Source organism: Pseudoalteromonas sp. GABNS16E (assembly GCF_028598715.1).
Classification (GTDB): Bacteria; Pseudomonadota; Gammaproteobacteria; order Enterobacterales; family Alteromonadaceae; genus Pseudoalteromonas; species Pseudoalteromonas atlantica.
This window is the reverse complement of the sequence record NZ_JAQREZ010000029.1, coordinates 36,273-58,403: the sequence shown is the minus strand read 5'-3', so window position 1 is coordinate 58,403 and position 22,131 is coordinate 36,273. Positions and strand designations below refer to the sequence as shown.

16 protein-coding genes are annotated in these 22,131 nt (G+C 41.9%); 11 read left to right on the top strand and 5 right to left on the bottom strand.

All coding sequences use genetic code 11. From position 1 onward, the window contains the following. Nucleotides 1-102: 102 nt before the first annotated feature. Complete coding sequence (locus PSI06_RS12740; RefSeq protein WP_273603893.1) at nt 103-312, bottom strand: hypothetical protein; 210 nt, start codon at nt 310-312, stop codon at nt 103-105. 317 nt (nt 313-629) lie between these two features. Between PSI06_RS12740 and PSI06_RS12735 the strand changes: the two genes are divergently transcribed. Then, the gene (locus PSI06_RS12735) at nt 630-1,055 is read left to right on the top strand and encodes a hemerythrin domain-containing protein (protein ID WP_004589589.1); all 426 of its coding nucleotides are present in this window, start codon (nt 630-632) and stop codon (nt 1,053-1,055) included. Between the two features lie 85 nt (nt 1,056-1,140). On the opposite strand, the gene PSI06_RS12730 is transcribed toward PSI06_RS12735, so the two are convergent. After that, on the bottom strand, nt 1,141-1,554 hold the full coding sequence (locus PSI06_RS12730) for a hypothetical protein (RefSeq protein ID WP_273603892.1): 414 nt from the start codon (nt 1,552-1,554) through the stop codon (nt 1,141-1,143). 348 nt (nt 1,555-1,902) lie between these two features. On the opposite strand from PSI06_RS12730, the gene PSI06_RS12725 reads away from it, so the two are divergent. From PSI06_RS12725 to PSI06_RS12680, 10 genes are all read left to right on the top strand, one after another. Further along, nucleotides 1,903-4,257 (top strand): TonB-dependent receptor, encoded by a 2,355-nt coding sequence (locus PSI06_RS12725; protein WP_273603891.1) that lies wholly within the window; start codon nt 1,903-1,905, stop codon nt 4,255-4,257. Nucleotides 4,258-4,276: 19 nt separating this feature from the next. Continuing rightward, nucleotides 4,277-6,430 (top strand): FAD-dependent oxidoreductase, encoded by a 2,154-nt coding sequence (locus PSI06_RS12720; protein ID WP_273603890.1) that lies wholly within the window; start codon nt 4,277-4,279, stop codon nt 6,428-6,430. 1 nt (nt 6,431) lies between these two features. Further along, on the top strand, nt 6,432-7,250 hold the full coding sequence (locus tag PSI06_RS12715) for a DUF547 domain-containing protein (RefSeq protein WP_273603889.1): 819 nt from the start codon (nt 6,432-6,434) through the stop codon (nt 7,248-7,250). Beyond that, the gene (locus PSI06_RS12710) at nt 7,237-8,514 is read left to right on the top strand and encodes an ABC transporter substrate-binding protein (RefSeq protein ID WP_273603888.1); all 1,278 of its coding nucleotides are present in this window, start codon (nt 7,237-7,239) and stop codon (nt 8,512-8,514) included. Before PSI06_RS12715 ends, PSI06_RS12710 begins: the two co-directional genes overlap by 14 nt. Then, complete coding sequence (locus tag PSI06_RS12705; protein ID WP_273603887.1) at nt 8,511-10,265, top strand: ABC transporter permease; 1,755 nt, start codon at nt 8,511-8,513, stop codon at nt 10,263-10,265. The genes PSI06_RS12710 and PSI06_RS12705 overlap by 4 nt, the downstream gene beginning before the upstream one ends. Nucleotides 10,266-10,287: 22 nt before the next feature. After that, nucleotides 10,288-10,926 carry an ATP-binding cassette domain-containing protein gene (locus PSI06_RS12700; RefSeq protein WP_273603886.1) on the top strand — a complete coding sequence of 213 codons (639 nt, stop codon included), beginning with the start codon at nt 10,288-10,290 and terminating at the stop codon, nt 10,924-10,926. Between the two features lie 27 nt (nt 10,927-10,953). Beyond that, a complete protein-coding gene (locus PSI06_RS12695) occupies nt 10,954-11,598 on the top strand; it encodes a CDP-alcohol phosphatidyltransferase family protein (protein WP_054981733.1) in 645 nt (214 codons plus the stop codon). Further along, entirely contained in the window at nt 11,591-12,382 is a 792-nt protein-coding gene (locus PSI06_RS12690; protein WP_273603885.1) for a sterol desaturase family protein, read from the top strand. Before PSI06_RS12695 ends, PSI06_RS12690 begins: the two co-directional genes overlap by 8 nt. Nucleotides 12,383-12,974: 592 nt before the next feature. After that, nucleotides 12,975-15,635 carry a glycoside hydrolase family 16 protein gene (locus PSI06_RS12685; protein WP_273603884.1) on the top strand — a complete coding sequence of 887 codons (2,661 nt, stop codon included), beginning with the start codon at nt 12,975-12,977 and terminating at the stop codon, nt 15,633-15,635. A 66-nt stretch (nt 15,636-15,701) separates the two neighbouring features. Then, a complete protein-coding gene (locus PSI06_RS12680; protein ID WP_273603883.1) occupies nt 15,702-18,635 on the top strand; it encodes a TonB-dependent receptor in 2,934 nt (977 codons plus the stop codon). Nucleotides 18,636-18,687: 52 nt separating this feature from the next. Here the strand turns inward: PSI06_RS12680 and PSI06_RS12675 are convergent, their stop codons facing one another. The 3 genes from PSI06_RS12675 to PSI06_RS12665 all read right to left on the bottom strand — a co-directional run bounded on the left by PSI06_RS12675 (nt 18,688) and on the right by PSI06_RS12665 (nt 21,747). After that, the gene (locus PSI06_RS12675; RefSeq protein ID WP_273603895.1) at nt 18,688-20,097 is read right to left on the bottom strand and encodes a S41 family peptidase; all 1,410 of its coding nucleotides are present in this window, start codon (nt 20,095-20,097) and stop codon (nt 18,688-18,690) included. Nucleotides 20,098-20,265: 168 nt separating this feature from the next. Beyond that, on the bottom strand, nt 20,266-20,565 hold the full coding sequence (locus tag PSI06_RS12670; protein ID WP_004589576.1) for a hypothetical protein: 300 nt from the start codon (nt 20,563-20,565) through the stop codon (nt 20,266-20,268). A 429-nt stretch (nt 20,566-20,994) separates the two neighbouring features. Further along, complete coding sequence (locus PSI06_RS12665) at nt 20,995-21,747, bottom strand: hypothetical protein (protein ID WP_273603882.1); 753 nt, start codon at nt 21,745-21,747, stop codon at nt 20,995-20,997. Nucleotides 21,748-22,131 lie beyond the last annotated feature (384 nt).

Below are 22,131 nucleotides of genomic sequence, written 5' to 3'. Positions count from 1 at the left end.
GCTAACTTATTACGCACTTCCGACGAGGCGGGAAGATAGATTTTACCCTCGAAGGGTCAAACCCAAACCAAGTAAATACCCCACCAAAAAGAAAAATACCAGTCAGCTTAACTGACTGGCATTAGCCTTTAGCACCCTTTTTTTTTGAGCGCTTACACATTCATTGTAAACCTCTGAGCTTGTTTTAGCGCCATTTAGCTCAGTCATTTCTGCCTCTTGTATGCATACACGTCGTTCAGAATGCTCGGCTGTACTACATGCACTTAATAACGCGCACAGTAATAATGCTGTAGTGGGGCTTTTTAAGTTCATCCTTAAACTATCCTAATATCTAAAGTTTTATAAAAATATAGGTAAGGCAAGTATGTACAGCTTGTACCCAAATAATGCGCTACTTTACCACCTCAATAAAATACCCAACCAGTAAAAATATGTAAGCTTATGTAGCGTCAAAAGCAATCACCTCTTTTAATCTGAAAAAATTGCAGCTGTTTATGTGTAAAAGTTACAGAGCAACGCCATCCAAACCAACCAAAAGTACATTAAAGTCAATTATATCAACACATTAAAATCTGGCACTGCGCTTGCTTTTTAAAAGTTTATAAAGTAATTACAGCAAGGAAAGAGTTATGAATATTTTTGAAGCGCTACGTCACGACCACGATAAACAACGCGAGTTAGTAGATGCCCTTATTCAAACGCACGGCGATACGCAGCAGCGCCACAAGCTAATGGACGAGCTAAAAACCGAATTAGAAGATCATGCAAAATTTGAAGAGCGTTATTTTTATAACCCACTTATGTTTGACGATTTAACGCACGAAAAAGCACGCCACAGTGTTGCTGAACACCATGAAATTGACGAATTAATAGAACAACTTGAAGACACAGAAATGAGCTCATCTGCTTGGTTAGTTGCAGCTAAAAAATTGCACCATTTAGTGCATCATCATTTAAGTGAAGAAGAACATGAAGTATTTCAATTAGCGGGTAAAGCCCTAACCGAAGGGCAAAAAGAAAGCCTAGCTAAACAGTACAACGATGCCATGCATTAGTTATTAATTAAACCGACTTCCATACACTCCCTTGTGTACTTATTGGTTATAAGCCGTATGGCTTATAACCATTTTTTTTGCAGTGCTACTTAATGGTAAATTTAACGTCTTGCTCGCGTAACACATAAAGTGCAAAACACGCTGCCCACATTGGCCACGCTGTAAAAAACAATAAGTTATTAAAGCCATCAATATACTGGTTATAAGATGAAAGCGTAGAAAGGCCGTGCATTACAAATATAACGCCATAACTAAGGCGCTTTTTAATACCCGCTATAAAAGCCAACACTAAAATAAGCTGTAACGCCCCCAGTACATAAGCAACCACATCTGTAGAGCCGCCAATACCATAAAAATGCTCAAAAATTCGTGCGCTATGCCCAGGGTTAACAAACTTATCAAACGTCCACATAATCATTACAATAAACACGCCTAGGCGTAGCGAAAAAAGCGACCACTGCAAACGATTTTGAAAGTCAGTACCTGTTGTACCAGTCATAAAATTTCCTTAAAACTAAATAATTTAATGTTGAAACTAGCAAGACCGCTCAACACATATTTTATTTCATCTTAATGTATAATTTTTTAATAAATTCGGTGCCCTGCTTTTGGTTTGTTTGCGTATAAAACCGCTATTTATAAATTACGACCTTATCAAGGCAATAACTAACTACAGTATTTGTAAAACAAAAACATAGTGCCTAAAACTGAATAACGCTTTTGAGCAATGTGCTAAACTTTTAACGCTTCATTCTAAAAAACAAAAAGAATTAATATTTACTGAAAGTTATTCACAAAGCTGCAGGTCTTTATTGCTACATTCACACTAACCAAAATGAGAACCCTTTTGAAACATTCATATTTGGCACTTTTTATAGCCGCTTCACTCACACCTAATTTTTATGCTCATGCGGCACAATCTGCAGCTAATACCGACTCAATTGAACGTATTGAAGTAGCAGGCCAAACGATTAAATCTCAAGGGCTTTCTGTAAAAGATGCCACTATTAACGGCCCCTTCGGCGACAACCTTGCACTGCAAGACATAGCACGCTCAGTAACGCCTATTTCAAGCGAGTTAATAGAGCAACTAAATATTACTACCCTACAAGACGTACTAGCCGTAAGCCCAAACACATACTCTGCAAGTGGCTTTGGTGCACCCAGCTTACCTACTATTCGTGGCCAACTGGGTGAGCTTTTTCAAGATGGTACACGCCGCCAAGCAGGTAATAATGGCTTTGGCGTGCCGTTATCGTTCAATTCTGTAGAACAAATAGATGTAGTAAAAGGCGCACCGCCGGTTTTATTTGGTTCAAGCCAACGTAACGGTGGTTTTGTAAATCTACATTCTAAAGCTGCCTCTACAGATGAAAGTAAAGGTAAAGTTAAGCTCTCAGCGGGGCGATGGGATCAATACAGTGCGCAAGTAGATTACACTGCCCCCATTATAAAAGATAAAGTGGGCCTTAGAGTAAGTTACGAGCACCTTGATGAAGGCAGCTACTACGATTACTCAGGCACTAAAAGCGACAGTTTATTTGCTGCGCTTAGAATTTTGCCGGATGATAAAAGCAGTTGGGATATTAACTTTGAGCTATACCAAGTTGAATTTACCGATAACGCCGGTATTAACCGCCCTACCCAAGCCTTAATTGATGATGGCCTTTATATTACCGGCCAAGGCGTGCAAGCCAATGGCAGTACCGTACCTGCAGCGGGTTCAATTGTTTCGCCTACTGGGCAAGTAAAAATAGATCGTAGCACCGCGCTTACCGACCCTGATAACCAAAACGAAGCAACCACTTATTTAATTCACAGCATTTATAAGCGTGAGCTAAGTGCTAATGCCTCGCTTAAAAACATTACGTATTTTCAGCATTTACAGCGTGAAGAAATAGCCCAAAACAGTTTTGTAGAAATTATAGACGGCGCCGATACAGCGCAAAACCGCACTGAGCTTACCTACCGCTGGAATAGTGACCAGAAAACAATTTTTGCTTTTGATGTACGCTATAACAAAGCCCTCGGCTACAGCCAATTTACTACCGAGGCCGATTTACCAATTGATTTAACTGGCCCACTTTCAAACCGCCGCATTCCCTTAACCGATGCACAAAAAGTACGTTTAGTAGAGCTAAGCCCAGGTGTATTTGTATCGCCTGGTGGTCAATACGATTTAGATAACGATGGCAGCGGCGACTTTAACTTATCAGACACCACCGACTCACGCTCATGGCAAACAGGGCTTGCTATTCAGCAAGACTCTGATTGGGGTGATAAGCTTCATACCAGTGTGGGTTACCGCGTTGACTTTTACGATGTAGAAGCAAACGACCCTATTGCACCACAAGGTCAAGTTGCCGCAAGCGACAGCATTAACGAAACCCTGCATTCAGGCCAAGTTAGCTTTAATTACAAATTAAATGCCGACTACACCACCTATGGTGCAGCAAGTTATAACGAAGCCACATCAAACAGTATGGCTGGCGGCACATCGCTTGGTGGCGATAACACGATTAGCGCACAAAATTTTGCAACCGAAAACACCTTAGTTGAGTTTGGCTTAAAGTACGCCCCAACCAATAGCGACTGGTACGCTGATGGTGCGGTATTTAGCCAGCGTCGTAGTTTACGAAATCGCGATGGCAGCAATACAGGTATTCGTACTACAGGTTTTGAAAGCCAAATATTTTACGATGCCTACCCTTATTGGCTAAGTGCGGGTTACAGCTACATAGACGCTCGTTACGACAATTCTGCAAGCAGTCAAGATTCTGCTCAAGTAATCGATGCATTTGATAATTCGCGTCCAGATATTATTGCAGGTACCGGCGTTGGCGCACCAAGTTTTACCGCGTTTGCACCTTCAAACCGCCAAGTTCAGGGCATTCCTGAGCAATCGTTCAGTTTTAACGGAAATTATTCAATTAATTCGAAATGGCAAATGGGTTTTTCAGGTCTATATACAAAGAGTTACCCATTAGACTTTTTAGCAACAGTTAAAATTCGTGATCAATACACGCTAAACGTTAATACTAGCTATGCTTTTACGCCTAGGACTAAGTTGCGATTAGATGTAAACAATGTCACTAATCAAAAAAACTGGCGCCCAGTATTTGAAGGGGGTTACTTTGGCGCAACATTGGCATTTCCAGAACTGCCAATAAACGCAAAATTAACACTAACCCATAATTTTTAAGAGCGGTTTGAGAGAGAACATGATTAAAAAACTATTTTTGGTATTGATTGCAGCAGCGGCTATAGGCTTGTTCTTTCACTTTAATTTACACCAGTTACTTACGCTTGAAGGCTTAAAAGGGTCGATGGATCAATTTAGCCAATATAAAGAGCAATCGCCATTATTGGTTTTTGGTGGCTTCTTTTTATTATACGTAGTGGTAACGGCTCTCTCCTTACCGGGTGCGGCAATATTAACACTGGCTGCAGGTGCGTTATTTGGCTTAGTTGAAGCCTTATTGGTTGCCTCGTTTGCCTCTACGGTAGGTGCTACGCTTGCCTTTTTAGTATCGCGTTACTTATTGCGCGATACAATTAAACAACGTTTTCCTGAGCGCTTAGGCGCTATTGACGCAGGCGTTGAAAAAGAAGGTGGCTTTTACTTATTTACGCTTAGATTAGTGCCAGTATTTCCGTTCTTTTTAATTAACTTATTAATGGGTGTTACCTCAATTAAGGCATGGACCTTTTACTGGGTAAGCCAAATAGGCATGCTGGCGGGTACATTTGTATTTGTAAACGCCGGTACGCAACTTGCGCAAATTGAGAGCTTATCAGGCATTTTATCGCTCGATCTTATTTTATCATTCGCTTTATTGGGTGTGTTCCCTTTTATTGCTAAAGAAATCCTAAACGTGTTTAAAAAACGTCGCGTATACAAAAATTACACTAAACCTAAAAAGTTCGACCGCAACATGATTGTTATTGGCGCAGGTGCTGGCGGCTTAGTAACAAGCTACATTGCAGCAGCGGTTAAAGCCAAAGTAACCCTAATTGAAGCCGGCGAAATGGGTGGCGACTGTTTAAACTACGGGTGTGTGCCAAGTAAAGCCGTTATTAAAAGCGCTAAAATTGCTGAGCAAATTCGCCACGGTGAACACTACGGCTTAGAAAACGCGACACCGCAGTTTTCGTTTAAAAAAGTAATGGCACGTGTACATAAAGTAATTGCCGACATCGCCCCGCACGATAGCGTTGAGCGTTACACTAACCTTGGGGTAGATGTAGTTAAAGGCTACGGTAAATTATTAAACCCGTGGACTGTAGAAATTAAGCTTAACGACGGTGGCACGCAAACATTAACCGCCCGTACTATTGTTATTGCCACTGGTGCACGCCCATTTGTACCGCCACTTCCTGGTATTGAAGAAACAGGCTATGTAACAAGCGATACATTATGGACTAAATTTGCTGAGCTTGAAGAAGCCCCTAAAAAGCTTGTTGTACTTGGCGGTGGTCCAATTGGTAGTGAACTTGCACAAAGCTTTGCACGCTTAGGCTCAAATGTTACGCAAATTGAAATGGCTGAGCGTATTATGATCAAAGAAGACCTAGAAGTGTCTACCTTTGCTCACGAAGCGCTTACTGAGAGCGGCGTAAACATTTTAACCTCGCATCAGGCACTGCGCTGTGAAGCGCGCGACGGTAAAAAGTTCATTGTGGTAAAGCATAATGATACCGAAATCGATATTGAATACGATGAGCTACTATGTGCTGTGGGCCGAAGCGCTCGCCTTAAAGGTTACGGCCTTGAAGAACTTGGCATAGAAACTAACCGCACTGTAGTCACTAACGAATACCTTGAAACGCTTTACACTAACATTTTTGCCGCTGGCGATATTGTTGGCCCGTATCAGTTTACGCACGTAGCCGCTCATCAGGGTTGGTACGCAGCAGTAAATGGCTTATTTGGTAATCTTAAAAAGTTTAAAGTCGATTACCGTGTTATTCCGTGGACCACATTTATTGACCCAGAAGTAGCACGTATTGGTTTAAACGAGCAAGATGCTATTGATAAAGGCATAGACTATGAAATCACTCGCTTTGAATTTGAAGAGCTAGACCGCGCCATTACCGACAGCGCCACAAAAGGCTTTATTAAAGTAATTACACCAAAAGGCAAAGACAAAATACTCGGTGTTACTGTGGTGTCTGAGCACGCTGGCGATTTAATTGCTGAGTTTGTACTGGCAATGAAACACGGGTTAGGCCTTAACAAAATACTGGGCACTATTCACAGCTACCCTACGTGGGCTGAAGGTAATAAGTACGCGGCGGGTGAGTGGAAACGCGCTCACGCACCTGAAAAAGTACTTAACATGCTTGAAAAATACCACACATGGCGCAGAGGCTAATATGTTTAAAACACCTTTAAAAGCGCTATTGTTAGGGTCTGCTTTGCTTGCAACATCGTTTGCAACGTCATTTTCGGCCCAAGCTAAAAATATGCACGAGGGCTGGAACGCATTATTAAACAACCATGTTGTAGCTATTAATCATGGCCACAGCACAGAGGTTGATTATTCAGCAATAAAAGCTAAGCACAGCGAGCTTAAAACCTATTTAGATTCGCTATCGGCTGTTACCCGAAATGAGTTTGATACATGGGAAAAACCTAAGCAGCTGGCGTTTTTAATTAACGCATATAACGCCTTTACTGTTGAGCTTATATTAACAAAATACCCAAACCTTAAATCAATTAAAGATTTAGGCAGCTTTTTTAGCTCACCATGGAGCAAAGAGTTTGTGCCATTACTTGGTAAAACGCGCAGCCTTGATGATATTGAGCATGGTTTAATACGTGGCAGTGGTAAATACAACGACCCACGTATTCACTTTGCTGTAAATTGCGCAAGTATTGGCTGCCCAGCACTACGTGAAGAAGCCTACACTGCCACTAATTTAGAAAGCCAATTGCAAGCGCAAACGGTGCGTTTTTTATCAGATACAACCCGCAATATAGCGCAAGGTAATACGCTAAGTGTGTCTTCAATATTTAAGTGGTACGGCGATGATTTTGAACAAGGCTTTAAAGGTGCAAATACGCTGCAGCAGTTTTTTATGCAATACCCTAAAGCACTAAAACTGATACCCGCTCAGCAAAAAGCGCTTAAAAATAACAACATGAAAGTTAAATTTTTAGACTATAACTGGGATTTAAATGCTCGCCAATGAATGTTGGCAAACATTATCGCGATACAGCTTTTGCTGTGTCGCGTTTTGCATTTGCCTTATTATTAGCTTTAAAAGCCTAGCAAGTACACAACTACAAAGCCGTTGGCAACAAATAGAAAGCTTAGGTAAAAACCAAAGCGTATATTTTTATGCGTGGGGCGGCGATGCGCAAATAAATGCATATATTCAATGGGCTGCGCAGCAAGTAAAAGCCAAATACAACATTAACTTAGTACATGTAAAACTCAGTGATACCAGCGAAGCCGTTAGCCGGGTACTTGCCGAAAAATCAGCAAACAATAACGATAAAGGCAGCGTAGATTTAATTTGGATAAACGGTGCTAACTTTGCCACCATGAGCGAGCACTCATTATTACTAAAACAATGGGCTAATAAGCTGCCTAATTTTAGCTACACCGACCCTAGCAATAATCCCGCTGTTAATTTTGATTTTGGAATACCCACTAATGGAATGGAAGCACCTTGGGGCCAAGCATCGCTCACCTTTTACTACGACAGTTTAGCAATTGACGGCACTGCAAATAACACACTACCAACAACCCTAAACCAATTACTTAGCTGGAGCGCACAAAACCCAGGGCGATTTAGTTACCCAAAGCCACCTGACTTTTTAGGCATGAGCTTTTTAAAATACGCGCTTGTTATGCTACATCAACAAAGTGATGACACACTTAAAGCACAGTTAAATCAACCAGCTACTGCACAAAACACAGCCCAAGTATTAAACCCATTATGGGACTTTTTAAATAAACTGCACCCAACACTTTGGCGCGGCGGTAAACACTTTATGCAAAGTGGTGCACAAATGCGCCGTTTAGTAGGCGACACCGAGCTAAGCATAGCGTTTACGTTTTCAGCACCCGAAGTGCCCGCAGCCGTTAAACGTTATGATTTACCTAAAAGTATTCGCAGTTATGCAATGCAAGATGGCAGTTTAAGTAACACCCACTTTGTAGCCATACCTTATAATGCAAGCCACCAGCAAAGTGCGCAGTTAGTGGCTAATTTTTTATTAAGCCCAGAAGCGCAAGCTCAAAAACAAAAAGCGCCTATATGGGGCGATAAAAGCGTACTTATTCAATCAACGCTAACACCACAGCAACAAGCCTTATTTAAAAAAACGCAACCGCATCCAAGTGCCCTGCCTTTAAATAGTATTAAACGCACGCTAAGTGAGCCTCACCCAAGCTGGGTAAATGCTATTTTGCAAGGTTGGCAAGCGCGTTTTGGAGTAAGCCAATGAGTGTTGTATCAAACAAGCTAGCAGCGAGCCCAACGCTTAAACCACATAAAAGCGCCGATATGTTTAGTAAATTAGTTATATTAAGCCCACGCTTTTTACTGGCATTGCTTATTTTACCTGTAATAGGCGGTCTAATTAGCGTGCTATTGCCCGCTTTTGGTTATGCGCCGGTACTTGAGCACACAACACTTGGCCTACATGGCTTTACTATGCTCCTGCAAACACCCGGCCTAACACGCATGGTTATGCTAAGTGTTGGCAGCGGATTAATAAGTACCTTACTAGCCTTTATCATTACATTAATGATTTTAGCGGCATTTTTTAATAGTCTGTGGCTTAACCGTATTCAGCGTTTATTGAGCCCGATACTGGTAATTCCCCACGCGGCAGCGGCTATAGCGGTAGGTTTTTTAATTGCTCCTTCGGGTATGATCTCGCGTTTAGTATCGCCTTGGTTTAGTGGGTGGGAACTTGCGCCTAACGGCATGTTTCCGCATGACGCGTTTGGTATTAGTATAATTTTAGGCTTAACCCTTAAAGAGCTGCCTTTTTTACTGTTAATGGCGCTAGGTGTGCTTGCCCAACCTGAGCTTGGCAAAAAACTGCGCCAACAACATAAAGTAGCGCTTAATTTAGGCTACTGCCCTATGACTACTTTTTTTAAAGTAGTATTACCAAGCCTTTACCCATTGCTGCGCCTACCCATTTTAGCCGTATTGGCTTATGCCAGTGCAAGTGTAGAAATGCCACTTATTTTGGGGCCAAATACACCACCCACATTAGCTGTAGCTATCATGCACTGGTTTAACGATGTAGATTTAAACCTGCGTATTAAAGCCTCTGCGGGGGCGTTATTGCAGCTTGTACTTACTGGCGGTTTGCTAGCACTTTGGCTTGGCGGCGAAAAAGCGATAAAAGCATTATTTAGTGATTTACTCACCAATGGCGAGCGAGAATATGGCGGCGTTTATTGGCAAAAAATAACAACCGTATTAACAGTATTTGTAATTGGCTTTATTTTGCTCTCGTTAATTGGCTTAATTATGTGGTCGGTTGCGGGGTTTTGGCGTTTTCCGGCGGCACTGCCCGAGCAGCTCACGCTACTTCACTTTAAAAGTGCGCTAATGCAAATGCAAAACCCGCTTTTTAATACCCTTGCTATAGGGTTAGTTACTACGTTATTTGCCATTATTATTACGCTTTTGTGCTTAGAGTCAGAGCAATTAAGTGCCAAACCCATGTCGCGCTTTACCAGCTTAATTATTTATTTACCGCTACTTGTACCAAGTATTGCGTTTTTATTTGGCCTAGTGTGGCTGCAACAACTAGTAAATAACCAGGCCGCGTTTTTTAATGTGGTATTTACCCATTTATTGTTTGTACTTCCGTATGTGTTTTTATCACTTGCGAGCAGTTATAGGCGCTTAGACCCTCGCTTTGCTCATGTAGCAGCAAGCCTTGGCGCAACACCCTGCAAAGTGTTTTTACAAGTAAAATTACCCCAGTTATTTGCTCCTATTTTAATTGCGGCGGCACTTGGTTTAGCCATTAGCTTTGGCCAATATTTACCTACACTTTTAGCCGGTGGCGGGCGCATAGCAACCATAACAACCGAAGCGGTTACCCTTGCTAATGGCGCAAGTAGGCGCACCAGTGCGGTGTATGCCATTATGCAAATGGCATTGCCACTCATTGGCTTTATACTGGCGTGGGTGTTACCTAAGTACTTTTTTAAAAGCGCCCATCGCTAACCCATAAATTAAAAGGTTTTTAATGCAGTCATCTTTAGAGATTAAAAATTGTGAGCTTTATCGTCAAAACCAGCAATTACTTAGCTTAAACGAGCAGGTAAAAGGCGGCGAAATACTCACTGTTATGGGGCCATCAGGCAGTGGTAAATCAAGTTTATTAAATTGGCTTACCGGCACATTACCCAGTGGTTTTAGCGCAAATGGCGAAGTGTGGCTTAACGGCGAAAATATTAATAACTTACCCGCACATTTACGCCACATAGGCGTGCTTTATCAAGATGCGTTATTATTTTCGCATTTATCGGTAGGCGGTAACATTGCCTTTGCTATGCCTAAAGGCAATAAAAAACAGCGCCTTGAAAAAATAGAGCACGCCCTTGAACAAATTGGATTAAAAGGCATGGCTAATCGCCACCCCGACAACCTCTCTGGTGGGCAACAAGCCCGCGTTGCTTTATTGCGTATGCTATTGAGCGAGCCAAAAGCCATTTTACTTGATGAGCCCTTTAGCAAGCTCGACACCCAATTAAGAGTAGATACGCGCGAGCTAGTATTTAGCCAAATACGCGAGCATAAATTGCCCGCTATTATGGTAACCCACGATCATAGCGATGCAGAGGCCGCAAACGGCAAACTGATCACCTTAAATTTAGCCAAATAAACGCACAAAAAGTACAAGGCACCAAGCATGTTAGACAAATACATCACCCCAGTAATAAAGCCACTGTTAACTCCTGTTGTGGCGTTAATGCACAAACGCGGCATAACGCCCGACCAACTTACTGTGGCTGGCTTTTTAATAGGCCTATTAGCTGTGCCATTAATTGCGTATGAAATGTGGTACGCAGCGTTAACGGCTATTGCTTTAAATCGTATTTTAGATGGGCTAGATGGCGCATTAGCACGCCATGCAAATTTAAGTTCAAGCGCTGGTGGCTTTTTAGATATTACCCTCGACTTTTTATTTTATGCGGCAATTCCGCTTGGCTTTATTTTGGCAAACCCCGAGCAAAACGCCATTGCAGGTAGCATATTACTGGCCACCTTTATAGGCACTGGCTCAAGCTTTTTAGCCTTTGCCATCGCCGCCGAAAAATTTAAGCTCGAAAAACCCCAGTTTAAATACAAAAGTTTTTACTATTTAAATGGTTTAACCGAAGGCACAGAAACCATCGCGCTGTTTATTGCTTTTTGTATTTGGCCGCAGCACTTTGCCCTAATGGCGAGTATTTTTGCCACTGCGTGCGCTATTACTATTTTTACACGTATACATGGTGGTTATAACACGCTTAAACGCCAAGAAGCTGATGAGGTTAAACAAACCAATGAGTAATGAAATTTGGTGGCGATTAGGGTTCTTTTTTAGCATTTTGGTTATTATGATGCTGCTAGAATTGCGTATGCCTGCCCGTAAATCGCCGATAAAAAGTACCACCCGGTGGTTGGCCAATTTTGGACTGGTGTTTGCTTCATCATTAATTGCTCGCTTAAGTGTGCCAATAGGCTTAACTGCCGTAGCGCTTTATAACCAAGAGCACGGCATTGGTTTATTTAATCAAATAGCCACACCAAGTAGTGTTGCTATTATTTTAAGTATATTACCGCTTGATATAGTTATTTATTGGCAGCACCGGCTTTTTCATCAAGTGCCTATTCTGTGGCGTTTGCACCGAGTGCACCACGCCGATGCCCATGTAGATACCAGCACAGGTTTGCGTTTTCACCCTATCGAAATTGTACTCAGCATAGTTATAAAATTGATTGCCGTTACCGCTTTAGGAGTACCTGCTATTGCAGTATTAATATTTGAAATAGCACTTAATGGATTAGCGCTGTTTAACCACGCCAATATACGTTTACCCAATGCCATAGAAAAACCACTTCGGCTCATATTAATGACCCAAATACTGCACCGTATTCATCATAGCCAGCGCGTGAGCGAAACCAATTCAAACTATGGATTTAGCGTTATTTGGTGGGATAAACTGTTTGGTAGTTACAAAAATGAAGCGCAAAAAGCCGATAATGACATAGATATAGGCTTAAAAGAATACCCTAACCAGCAGCAAAACGCCTCGCTGTGGGGCTTGCTAATTATGCCGTTTAAACGTAAATAAGCAGCCATTTCAAGTGGCTACAATACTCTTAAAATAAACAATAAATTAAGGGGTAAATGCGTATTTAAATTTACACATTTACCTTATTAAACCCCGCCAAAGCCTTACCCGCTAAAATTTAGCCTTAACAAGTTAAGCACTTTAAAGGGTTTACTAACCTATTGAATGCTATACCACTTTCACTTTGTTTTTAACTTTCGTTTTTTGTAAAAAAGCAAAATTACACGCCATATAGTTAGCCTAATACGGGTAAATCATCGCAATTAGCGCTAAATGTAATTGCTGCAGGTAACTTTAATATTTACCAATTAAGTAAAATATTAATAGATGTATTAAAATGCAACATTACAAATAATGTAAGCTGTTAAATTTATTAGCGATTTAGTTAATAACTCCAATTGGTAAACTGGTCTTACCGTAAACTAAATGTAAATAAAACACACAAATATGTTGACCATTTACGTAGTGCGCAATATTATTTGTAAGCGCTTACAAAAACACATGATAAATGTAAGCGCTTACAAAAATATGGTTCTTTTTAATAAGTTTAAACACACATTCTGACAACAATCTGTGAAACCGGGGTTCAGCTATGAACATTGAAAAAACACACATTGCTCGCTTACTGGCTGCCATTTCGTTAGCGTCTTTAGCTGGCTGTGGTGGCGACTCAGCCACAACATCTAATTTTGAAAATATCGACGCTTCCGAGCCAGTTTCAGATTGGCAACTAGTATGGAGCGACGAGTTTGAAGACTCAGCCATTGATACTAATAAGTGGAACTTTGAATTAAACTGCGATGGCGGTGGTAACAACGAAAAACAATGTTACACCGATAACGAAGAAAACGCCTTTATACAAGACGGTGTGTTAAACATTGTTGCCCTACCCGCAACAGAAGGCGCTGAAAAGCCCTACACTTCTGCGCGTTTAAATACCCGTTACAATGCTGACTTTACTTATGGCCGCTTTGAAGTACGTGCAAAGCTCCCTTCGGGGCAAGGCAGCTGGCCTGCGTTTTGGATGCTACCAACCGATGAAGAATACGGTACATGGCCACGATCAGGCGAAATTGATGTTTTAGAATCAGTAAACCTAAAAACCGCTGACGAAGATGGCGGTATTGAATCAAGCATTCATGGCACATTGCATTACGGCCGCGCTTGGCCAGATAACAGCTACACAGGCCAAGAGTACAAATTTCCTGAAGATAGCAACCCAGCAGATGACTTTCATACTTACGCAGTAGAGTGGCAAGAAGGTGAAATACGCTGGTACGTTGATGGCTACCTATATGCCACACAGCGCCAATCAGAAGTATTATATAATCCCAAAGGCGAAGCCGCAGGTTTGAAACATCGCGGTTGGTTTGCAGAGTATTTTGAACAAGGTTCTGGCGAGCTAGAAACTCATTGGGATAGCGCTCCTTACGATAAGGACTTTCACTTACTGTTAAATTTAGCAGTAGGCGGCGACTGGCCTGAAAACGTAAATGAGTTAGGCGTAGATGCCAGCGCATTTGAAAACGGCCAAACGTTTGCAATTGACTACGTACGCGTTTATCAATGTGCATCAAACCCAGATACCGGCAAAGGGTGTGAAACTATTCGCCCAGGTTACGATAGCCTAGACGATGCCCTGCTAGAGGGCGAAGCGCCTATTCCTAGCCCGCCATCTACAGGTATTGCTACACCGTTAACTATTTTTGGCGACAGCTTTAACCCTAACTGGCCAGCATGGGATTGTTGTGGTGGCTCTACACCTGCAATTGTAAGTGATGAAGAGCAAGGCGACGTTGTTGAATTTACAATAGGCAGCGAGCCTACAGTGGTTGGTTTTATTAGCCGCGATGCATTTATTACTGACGAAAACGGCGCTGCAACGCCTTTTGATGCATCACCTATGTTAGAAGAAGGCTACGTACGCTTTAAAATGAAAGTAACCAGCGCACCAAGCGTGCCAGACACACCTTGGTTTGTAAAACTTGAAAGCACAGAAGCCTCAACCGATGCTGATATGCCGCTTACAAGTAGCGTTGAAGGCCAAGCACCTGTAGTAGGTCAGTGGCAAACCTATACGTTTTTACTTTCTGACCTTGCTGACTTAGATTTAGATATCAGCGCAATTGACGTACTTATGGTATTTCCTGAGTGGGGCACCGGCGAAGGCGCAACCTTTTTAATTGACGACGTTGAAATTACACAAGACAACCTAGGCGCATCACCAGAGCTAACTATTTTTGAAGATGAGCAAAACCTAGCATGGCCAATGTGGGATTGTTGTGGTGGCTCAACGCCTATCGAAGTGGTAGATGATGAAGCGCACGGTGTAACCGCTGAATTTAGTATTGGTGCAGAGCCTACAGTAATGGGCTTTAACAGCCGTGTTGAAGTAGGTGGTGCAGGTGAGTCATTTGATGCAAGCAGCATTTTAGATGAAGGCGTTATTCAGTTTGATTTAAAAGTAACATCTACCCCTAGCGACCCGTCAACTGCGTGGTTATTTAAAGTAGAGGCAAATGGTGCAACTTCATTTGCAGAACTTGAGCTAACGCAAAGTGTTGAAGGTGTAGCGCCAGTGACTGGCGAGTGGCAAACTTATACATTTAAGTTATCAGATCTCGCTGGTGCAGGCCTTGATGTAAGTGCAATTGATGTACTTATGATTTTTCCGGCATGGGGCGCAGGTGAAGGCGCGGTTTACCGTGTAGATAATGTTAAAATTTACAACCCTAATGCAGCGCCCGTTGCCTCTGGTGAGCTAAACGTATTTACAGATACAGTCGCCGATCAGTGGAGCATATGGGATTGCTGTGGTGGTTCAACACCTACAACAGAAACCGACGATGATCAGCACGGCGCAGTGGCTCAGTTTAGCATTGGTGCAACACCTACTGTAATGGGCTTTTTAGCCGATGAAGACGTATCGTTTGATGCATCAGCTCTGTTAGAAAATGGCGTTGTACAGTTTGATTTAAAAGTAATAACAGCACCCTCAAACGTGGATGCACAATGGTTATTTAAAATTGAATCAATTGGCGCTTCAAGCGCAGTAGAGCTGGCATTAACGCAAAGCAATGAAGGGCAAACACCTGTTACAGGCGAATGGCAAACATACACCTTCCCTATTGGGCAACTATTTGATGCGGGCTTAGATATTAGCGCTATAAACGTGCTCATGGTATTTCCTACGTGGGATATGGGCAACGGCGCACTATACCGCATAGATAACGTGATTATCGCGAATCCATAAAAACACACTACAATAGGCGCATGGCGCCTATTGCTACACAACAACATTTTATAAAGCAGAGCTATTATGAACACATTCAATTTTAAAAAGAGCCAACTTGCGGCTTCTGTGTCTCTTATCATTGCTGCAAGCACGTTAAATACGGCCATTGCTGCCGAGGCAGACACTGCAGCATCTCCTGATGTAGAAGTTATTGAAGTAAAAGGTATTCGTGGTTCACTTATTCGTTCTATGGATATGAAACGTGATTCATCGGGCGTGGTAGATGCCATTTCAGCAGAAGAAATGGGTAAATTTCCAGATACCAATTTAGCAGAATCATTACAACGCATTACCGGTGTATCGGTGAGCCGTGCAAACGGTGAAGGTAGCCAAATTACCGTACGTGGTTTTGGCCCAGAGTTTAACTTAATTACGCTAAACGGCCGCCAAATGCCAGGCACAGGTTATACGCGTTCGTACAACCTTGAAAACATTGCCTCAGAGGGCGTAAGTGCGCTAGAAGTATTTAAAACAGCGCGCGCCGATGTACCAAGCGGTGGTTTAGGTGCAACAGTTAATATTTCTACTGCGCGCCCTTTTCAAAAGCCAGGTCAAAATTTTTCAGCCACGGTTAAAGCAAATCACGACTCATCAAACGAAGCCGGTGATGATGTAACTCCCGAGCTTTCTGCTGTTTATAGCAACACATTTGCAGATGACAGATTTGGTTTTGGTTTTTCGTTTTCGCATCAAGAACGCGACTTTCAAAAACAACGCGCCAATATTCAAGGTTGGCAAGCCAATGTTGATTTACCTGAATTAGATAGCAGTAACGTTGTTGATAACCGTACTGACCCATCAGGTAACTACTACTTCCCTAAAGACATGAACTACTCTATTGAAGATGTAGAGCGTGAACGTACTAACGGCCAAGTTACTTTTCAATTTGAACCGGTTGATAGCTTTGTAGCCACCTTAGATTACACAGCAAGTAAAGCGGTTACGGGCTCTGAAAGTATTGGTTGGGGTATCTGGAACGACTTTGGTAGCAATATTAATGGCTACGAGCTTGATGAAAACGGCACCGCTGTTTATGCCGATATTAGCGGTAACGATGCCTCGTTTACAGCCAACAAAGGCACCACAGAAGTAAAAGCACGCTCTATTGGTTTAAACCTAGAGTGGGAAATTAACGACACGTGGCACGTTGAGCTTGATTACCATGACTCTAAAAATGAAACCGATAACGGCGCCGATGACGGGCTAGGCAGTACCGGCCAAGTGATTTTAGGCTCTGATCAGCTAGCAAATAAAATTTACGATTACCGCACAGGCGAAATCCCAAGTGCTCAAGTTAACTGGTTAAACGGCACAAGCGAATTAACGCCAGGCGAAATTGACTCTAACTTTAGCCAATTTACGCACTCGCCAGGTGAATCAAACATTGAGCAATTACAATTACATACCACTTGGTACAATGAAAACTTTGATATTGGCCTAGTTAAAGTAAAATTTGGTGCATCGCGCACTGAGCAAAACACAGGTGGTTACACTGCATGGAGTGGCTTAGTGGGTGGCCCTGGTTTTAACCCATCGTACACAGAAACATTCCCAGATAGCATGTTTACTCGCCACGATACGTCGGGCCTTTTAGATCAATTTGATGGTGGCGGCAGCAACTTACAACCAGGTTACTACTACACCTACGATTTTGACGAAGCAGTGGCTCGCCAAATGGCTTACCTAACTTCTGATGTAACCGGTGGCGATGCATACGCAGCCAATGCTTACATGGATGGTATTGATAGCGAAAGCTACGTAGAAGAAATTACAAACAGCTTTTATATTCAATCAAGCTGGGAGTTTGATGTAAGCGATTACTACGTAAAAGTAAACGCAGGCCTGCGCTACGAGCAAACAGATGTAACCAGCACCGTACGCCAACGTGTTGAAGAACAAGTAAACTGGATAAGCGCCTCAGAGTGGATAATGCAATATGCAGCCGGCGGCGATGATAACTTCTTAGAGCAGCAAGGCGATTACGACATATTATTACCGTCAATCGATGTAAGTGTTGATTTAACCGAAGACGTTGTAGCCCGTGTTTCATGGGGTAAAACTATGTCGCGTGCACCACTGGGTGATTTAGCCGGTGGCCGTAGCTTAACAGGCAGCCCAAAACCTGGCTCGCGCACGGGTAGCCAAGGTAATACAAATTTATTGCCGTTTGAATCAACCAATCTCGACTTATCATTAGAGTATTACTACGCAGAAGGCAGCTACGCCTCTGTTGGTTACTTTAAAAAAGACGTAGATAACTTTATTCAAACTACCATTACGCAAACCACGATTGAAGGCCTATACGACATTTTAAACGGCCCGCGTTACTTACAAGCTGTTAGCGATATTGAATCGCGCGGTGAGCAAGCAACCACCGATGCTATTTTTGCGCAAATGATTAGCAATGGTTATGGCAATGCGAATGGCGTCATTGAGCCAAATAGCGATGACCCACTTATGGTATGGAACATAAGCCAACCACAAAACACCGACAGCAAATCGGTAGATGGTTTTGAAGTGGCTGTTCAGCACTTAATTGGCGAAACTGGTTTTGGTGTAGGTGTTAACGCCACGTTTGTAGATGGCGATGTAGAATTTGATAGCGAAAGCCTAGACCAACAAGCGCCGCTTACAGGTTTAAGTGACTCTGCTAACTTTCAAGGCTTTTATGAAAAAGACGGCCTATCAATCAAAATTACTTACGCATGGCGCGACTCGTACTTAATTGGTGTAGGCCAAGCACAAGGCTCAGCCGATGCGCCACCGCAATATGCTAAAGCCTACGGCCAATGGGATATGAGCGTAAACTACGATGTAAACGAAAACGTAACCGTATTTTTTGATGGCATAAACTTAAATAATGCCACCGAAGAAGGCTACGGCCGTTACGAAGAGCAGTTCTTATTTGCTAATCAGTACGGCCCACGCTACTCAATTGGTGCCCGTTACACGTTTTAAACTATTCCCTAGTTAGAATAGTTAAGCCGCTTGTTTTAATAAGCGGCTTTTTTTATAACGTTTTTATTTGCTCAAGCAATACATTAGTTGTCCAATCAATGCCGTTATACGCAATATCTGGCTTGTAGTAAGCCCCTGCTCCTCGCGCTCTGTTTACGTATACTTTGTTAGGTACAATCACTTTCCCCAACCCTGAAGGTAAATCAGCTAAGCGTACTTCCATATACATAGAATCAGCACTACTTGGCGCACCGAATAACGTTGTATTTTCAAAAAGCTTAAACTTATCAAGCGCATCTAAACAAGCACTGGCGCACTGCGGCGGAACAATAACAAACACCTTGGTTTTAAAGTCACTAGTTAAAGGCTTTTGTGGTATGTTATTTGGCGTATTAGTTTCTTGCTCTACATAAAATGGATCACCACTTTTAAGTGATAAAGCCATACCCGCAGCTGTGATTTTAAATATTTTCAATAATTCAGGCTGATTTTTTACAACCTCTAATAAAGACACTACATGGTCGGTATTATCCTTTGATGCTCTCCACCACACTTGCGTGTTTTGAGAAGTATTATTTACTTTTTGTTCTACTATTTTTTTGCCCCATAGTTCTTTGGCTATTTGTGAGCTCCAATAAGATGAGCCACCTTGGTTATGGCGCAAATCTAACACCACGGCTTTTGCAGTAAGTAACTTGCTACGCTGCTGTTGTATTTTTTCAAACACTTTATTGTAGGCAGCAGTTTGCTTTTCGGTTGATGAAAAGCTAGGCATAGCAATCCACGCAATATTTTTTTCAGGCCAGGTTAAATCAATGGGGAGTTCATCACCGTTGTAGGCATTTTCTAAATGCTTACTGGCTGACTTAGGCCTTACAGACCAATTTAATACGTGTGTATAGGTATCGCCATTGGCTTTAACTAATTCGCATTCTTTTAAAGGAGTTAAAAATGGATTGCCCTCGTCAATGAGTAACCGCCAACCTTGCTGCCACCAATGGCCAGGTTGTGCAACTTGCCCATAAAACTTAAACACTCTCTCACGTATTAAGGTCTCGGTGCTTTGCCCGTCACATTGGCTTACAACGTCGCCTTTGCTAATATTTTTGTTTTCACTGTAATACACTTTTAGCGCATCACCTCGCCACACAGCTCTAAAGCCCGGCCAGCGGCGCGCGGGTCTATCTACGCTTGAAAACACACCGGCGTGGCCATCTTGTAAAATAGTGCTAAAGCGAGAAATTGCCGCTGCATGAACCTGCGGCCCGCTCGCTTGAGTTGAGAGTTTAAGCGCTTGTGCTTTTGCCTGTTTTAATAAATCAGGGAACGCGGGGTTGTTAGCATCAAACATACCTGGGTGATTTTGTGCTGTAATGTTGTAAGCAGCTTGAATATCGTTTTCTATTACTGTTCGCCACTGCTCATCCGTTTGCGGTGACACAGCGGTGTTAGCAAAACCCATAAAAGATACAATAAAGCTGCTAGTAGAAATAGTGAGCATAGATATTTTAACCATCATTCAAATCCTTTTGTTGTAGTTTTTTAATAGTTAAAACTGGAAACTATTGATGCCGTTTAACTTAGCACACACTTAAGATAATTATGCCTAAATGCCAGCTCTAGAGATTGTTTAATGCTTGAGTAGACGAATCCATTCATCGGGGTTTGCTAAAATAAAGTCATAAGTATCTTCATTATCTAAAGTGATTGTTATTGCATCGCTTGTTAGTGGTAAAATGCCTGCACCTCTCCCTGCTGACTTTTCAATTTTTACGATTGCGCTTCGTGTAAAAGTATAAGGCCCTAAACCAGCACTTTCATTGTATGGCTCAAAACGTACCTCACCTTGCGTTACATAAAATTTACCATCGGCTTTTGCAACACCACCTTGATACGTAGCTGTAGATGATTTGAGTATTTTATTGTTCATTTGGCTTTCCTGCTAATTAATTTACGTCAATAAAATGTATTCACTTTAATAAGTTATATAGCTTTATACTTTAAGGCAATCAATTTGTACCCAAAAAGCAAGTTATAATGACACGTACTTTATTTAGCCAATTAGAATCTAGGCTTCGAAAGATGCAAAGTTTAAAATGGGTGTTTTGTTAATTCTTTTTCTGAATTTTTTTAACTAAAGGCACTATCGCTAAAGCTAGCAATACGGCAAGAAAAAAGCTCACAAACGTATTACCAAACACCCATCTAAAAAAGATTCCTGAGAGAGACATTACAAAAGCTGACCAAAGCCATGGATTTATATTCTGCATACTATCTAGAGCACCTCATAACGCCCGCTAATGGGCTGGTTTGTAGCGCCAGCGGAAAACCAGTCCCAATTGACGCGCTTGTTAAACTTTTAATACTTTTCATGATGAGCTGCCGCATATCCGTCTTTGTATTCGCATCCTGGGCACAGCTCAGCCATTTCGTCATATTCACAAGCTGAATATATGTAAGGAGATTGGCACCACTTACAATCAAGAACTTCTTCTTCGTGGCTACAGACAAGGCAAATTTCATTGTCGATGTCGAAGGTCAAGTTGTGGCAGGAAGTGCACTTTATGGTAGCAATATCTTCTTTTTCTATTTTTTCGTAAGCTGCCTTAAGATAATTGCTATAGAACTCCGTGTAACTATATAAAACAGCAAGGCCATTTTCCTTTAGGTGCTTTGACTTCCAGTCCAAGCTTAAATGCTCTTCAGAGAAATTGATGACAAATAGTAAAACCTGCCCGACTAATGTCTTTGCTTCTTGGTCTGATATTGAAAATTCAAAGTGCTCAATTTCATTCCGCTTTTCCCTAGCAGTTTGAATAGCATTTAGATCTTCGTCGCTGAACTTAACGCCGCCAATTTTTTGCAGCCTTTTACAAGCAAGTTCACTACTTACAGTGTGTTGAGATGGAGATGGGTATTTATCAATATTTGTGAAGACAAACGCTGGATGAATTTGCCTGAGCTTCTCTTTAAACAAAAGCTCTACAACGTGCGCAAGATCAACAATAATCCTCTTCCAATTCCCCAGCCCTTTTTCCTCAATTGGCCCCATGTGTCTTAATGCATGTTCCAAGGAATCACTAGCATTTTCTATTAGATTAAATTTGTTCATAGATACTCAGTGAAGCCTAGCAACTTTGTCTACGACACTTGTCGTTTTATAAACCGACAAATGTCCCTATATTACAATGCATTTATCTTAGCCAGCAAATAACCACCTGTAAACAATTAGTTAACTACAAAGAAATCTCCGTTAATGCTGTAACACACCAAAATGGGGGAGAGCAGTAATATCCGACAATGCATAAATCACTGCACATTTTTAGAGCAACTTTTATAAAAAGTTAATATCGTAAAATCGTTTTTAACGCAGGTAATGAGTTATTAAAACGCTTAGGTTTTAACGTTTTGAACCCGGCTGGTATTGTACTTATATATTACAACACGCTTAAAGTAGCGTTGTGAGCAATGTGAATAAAAGCGCTGCAAATATGCA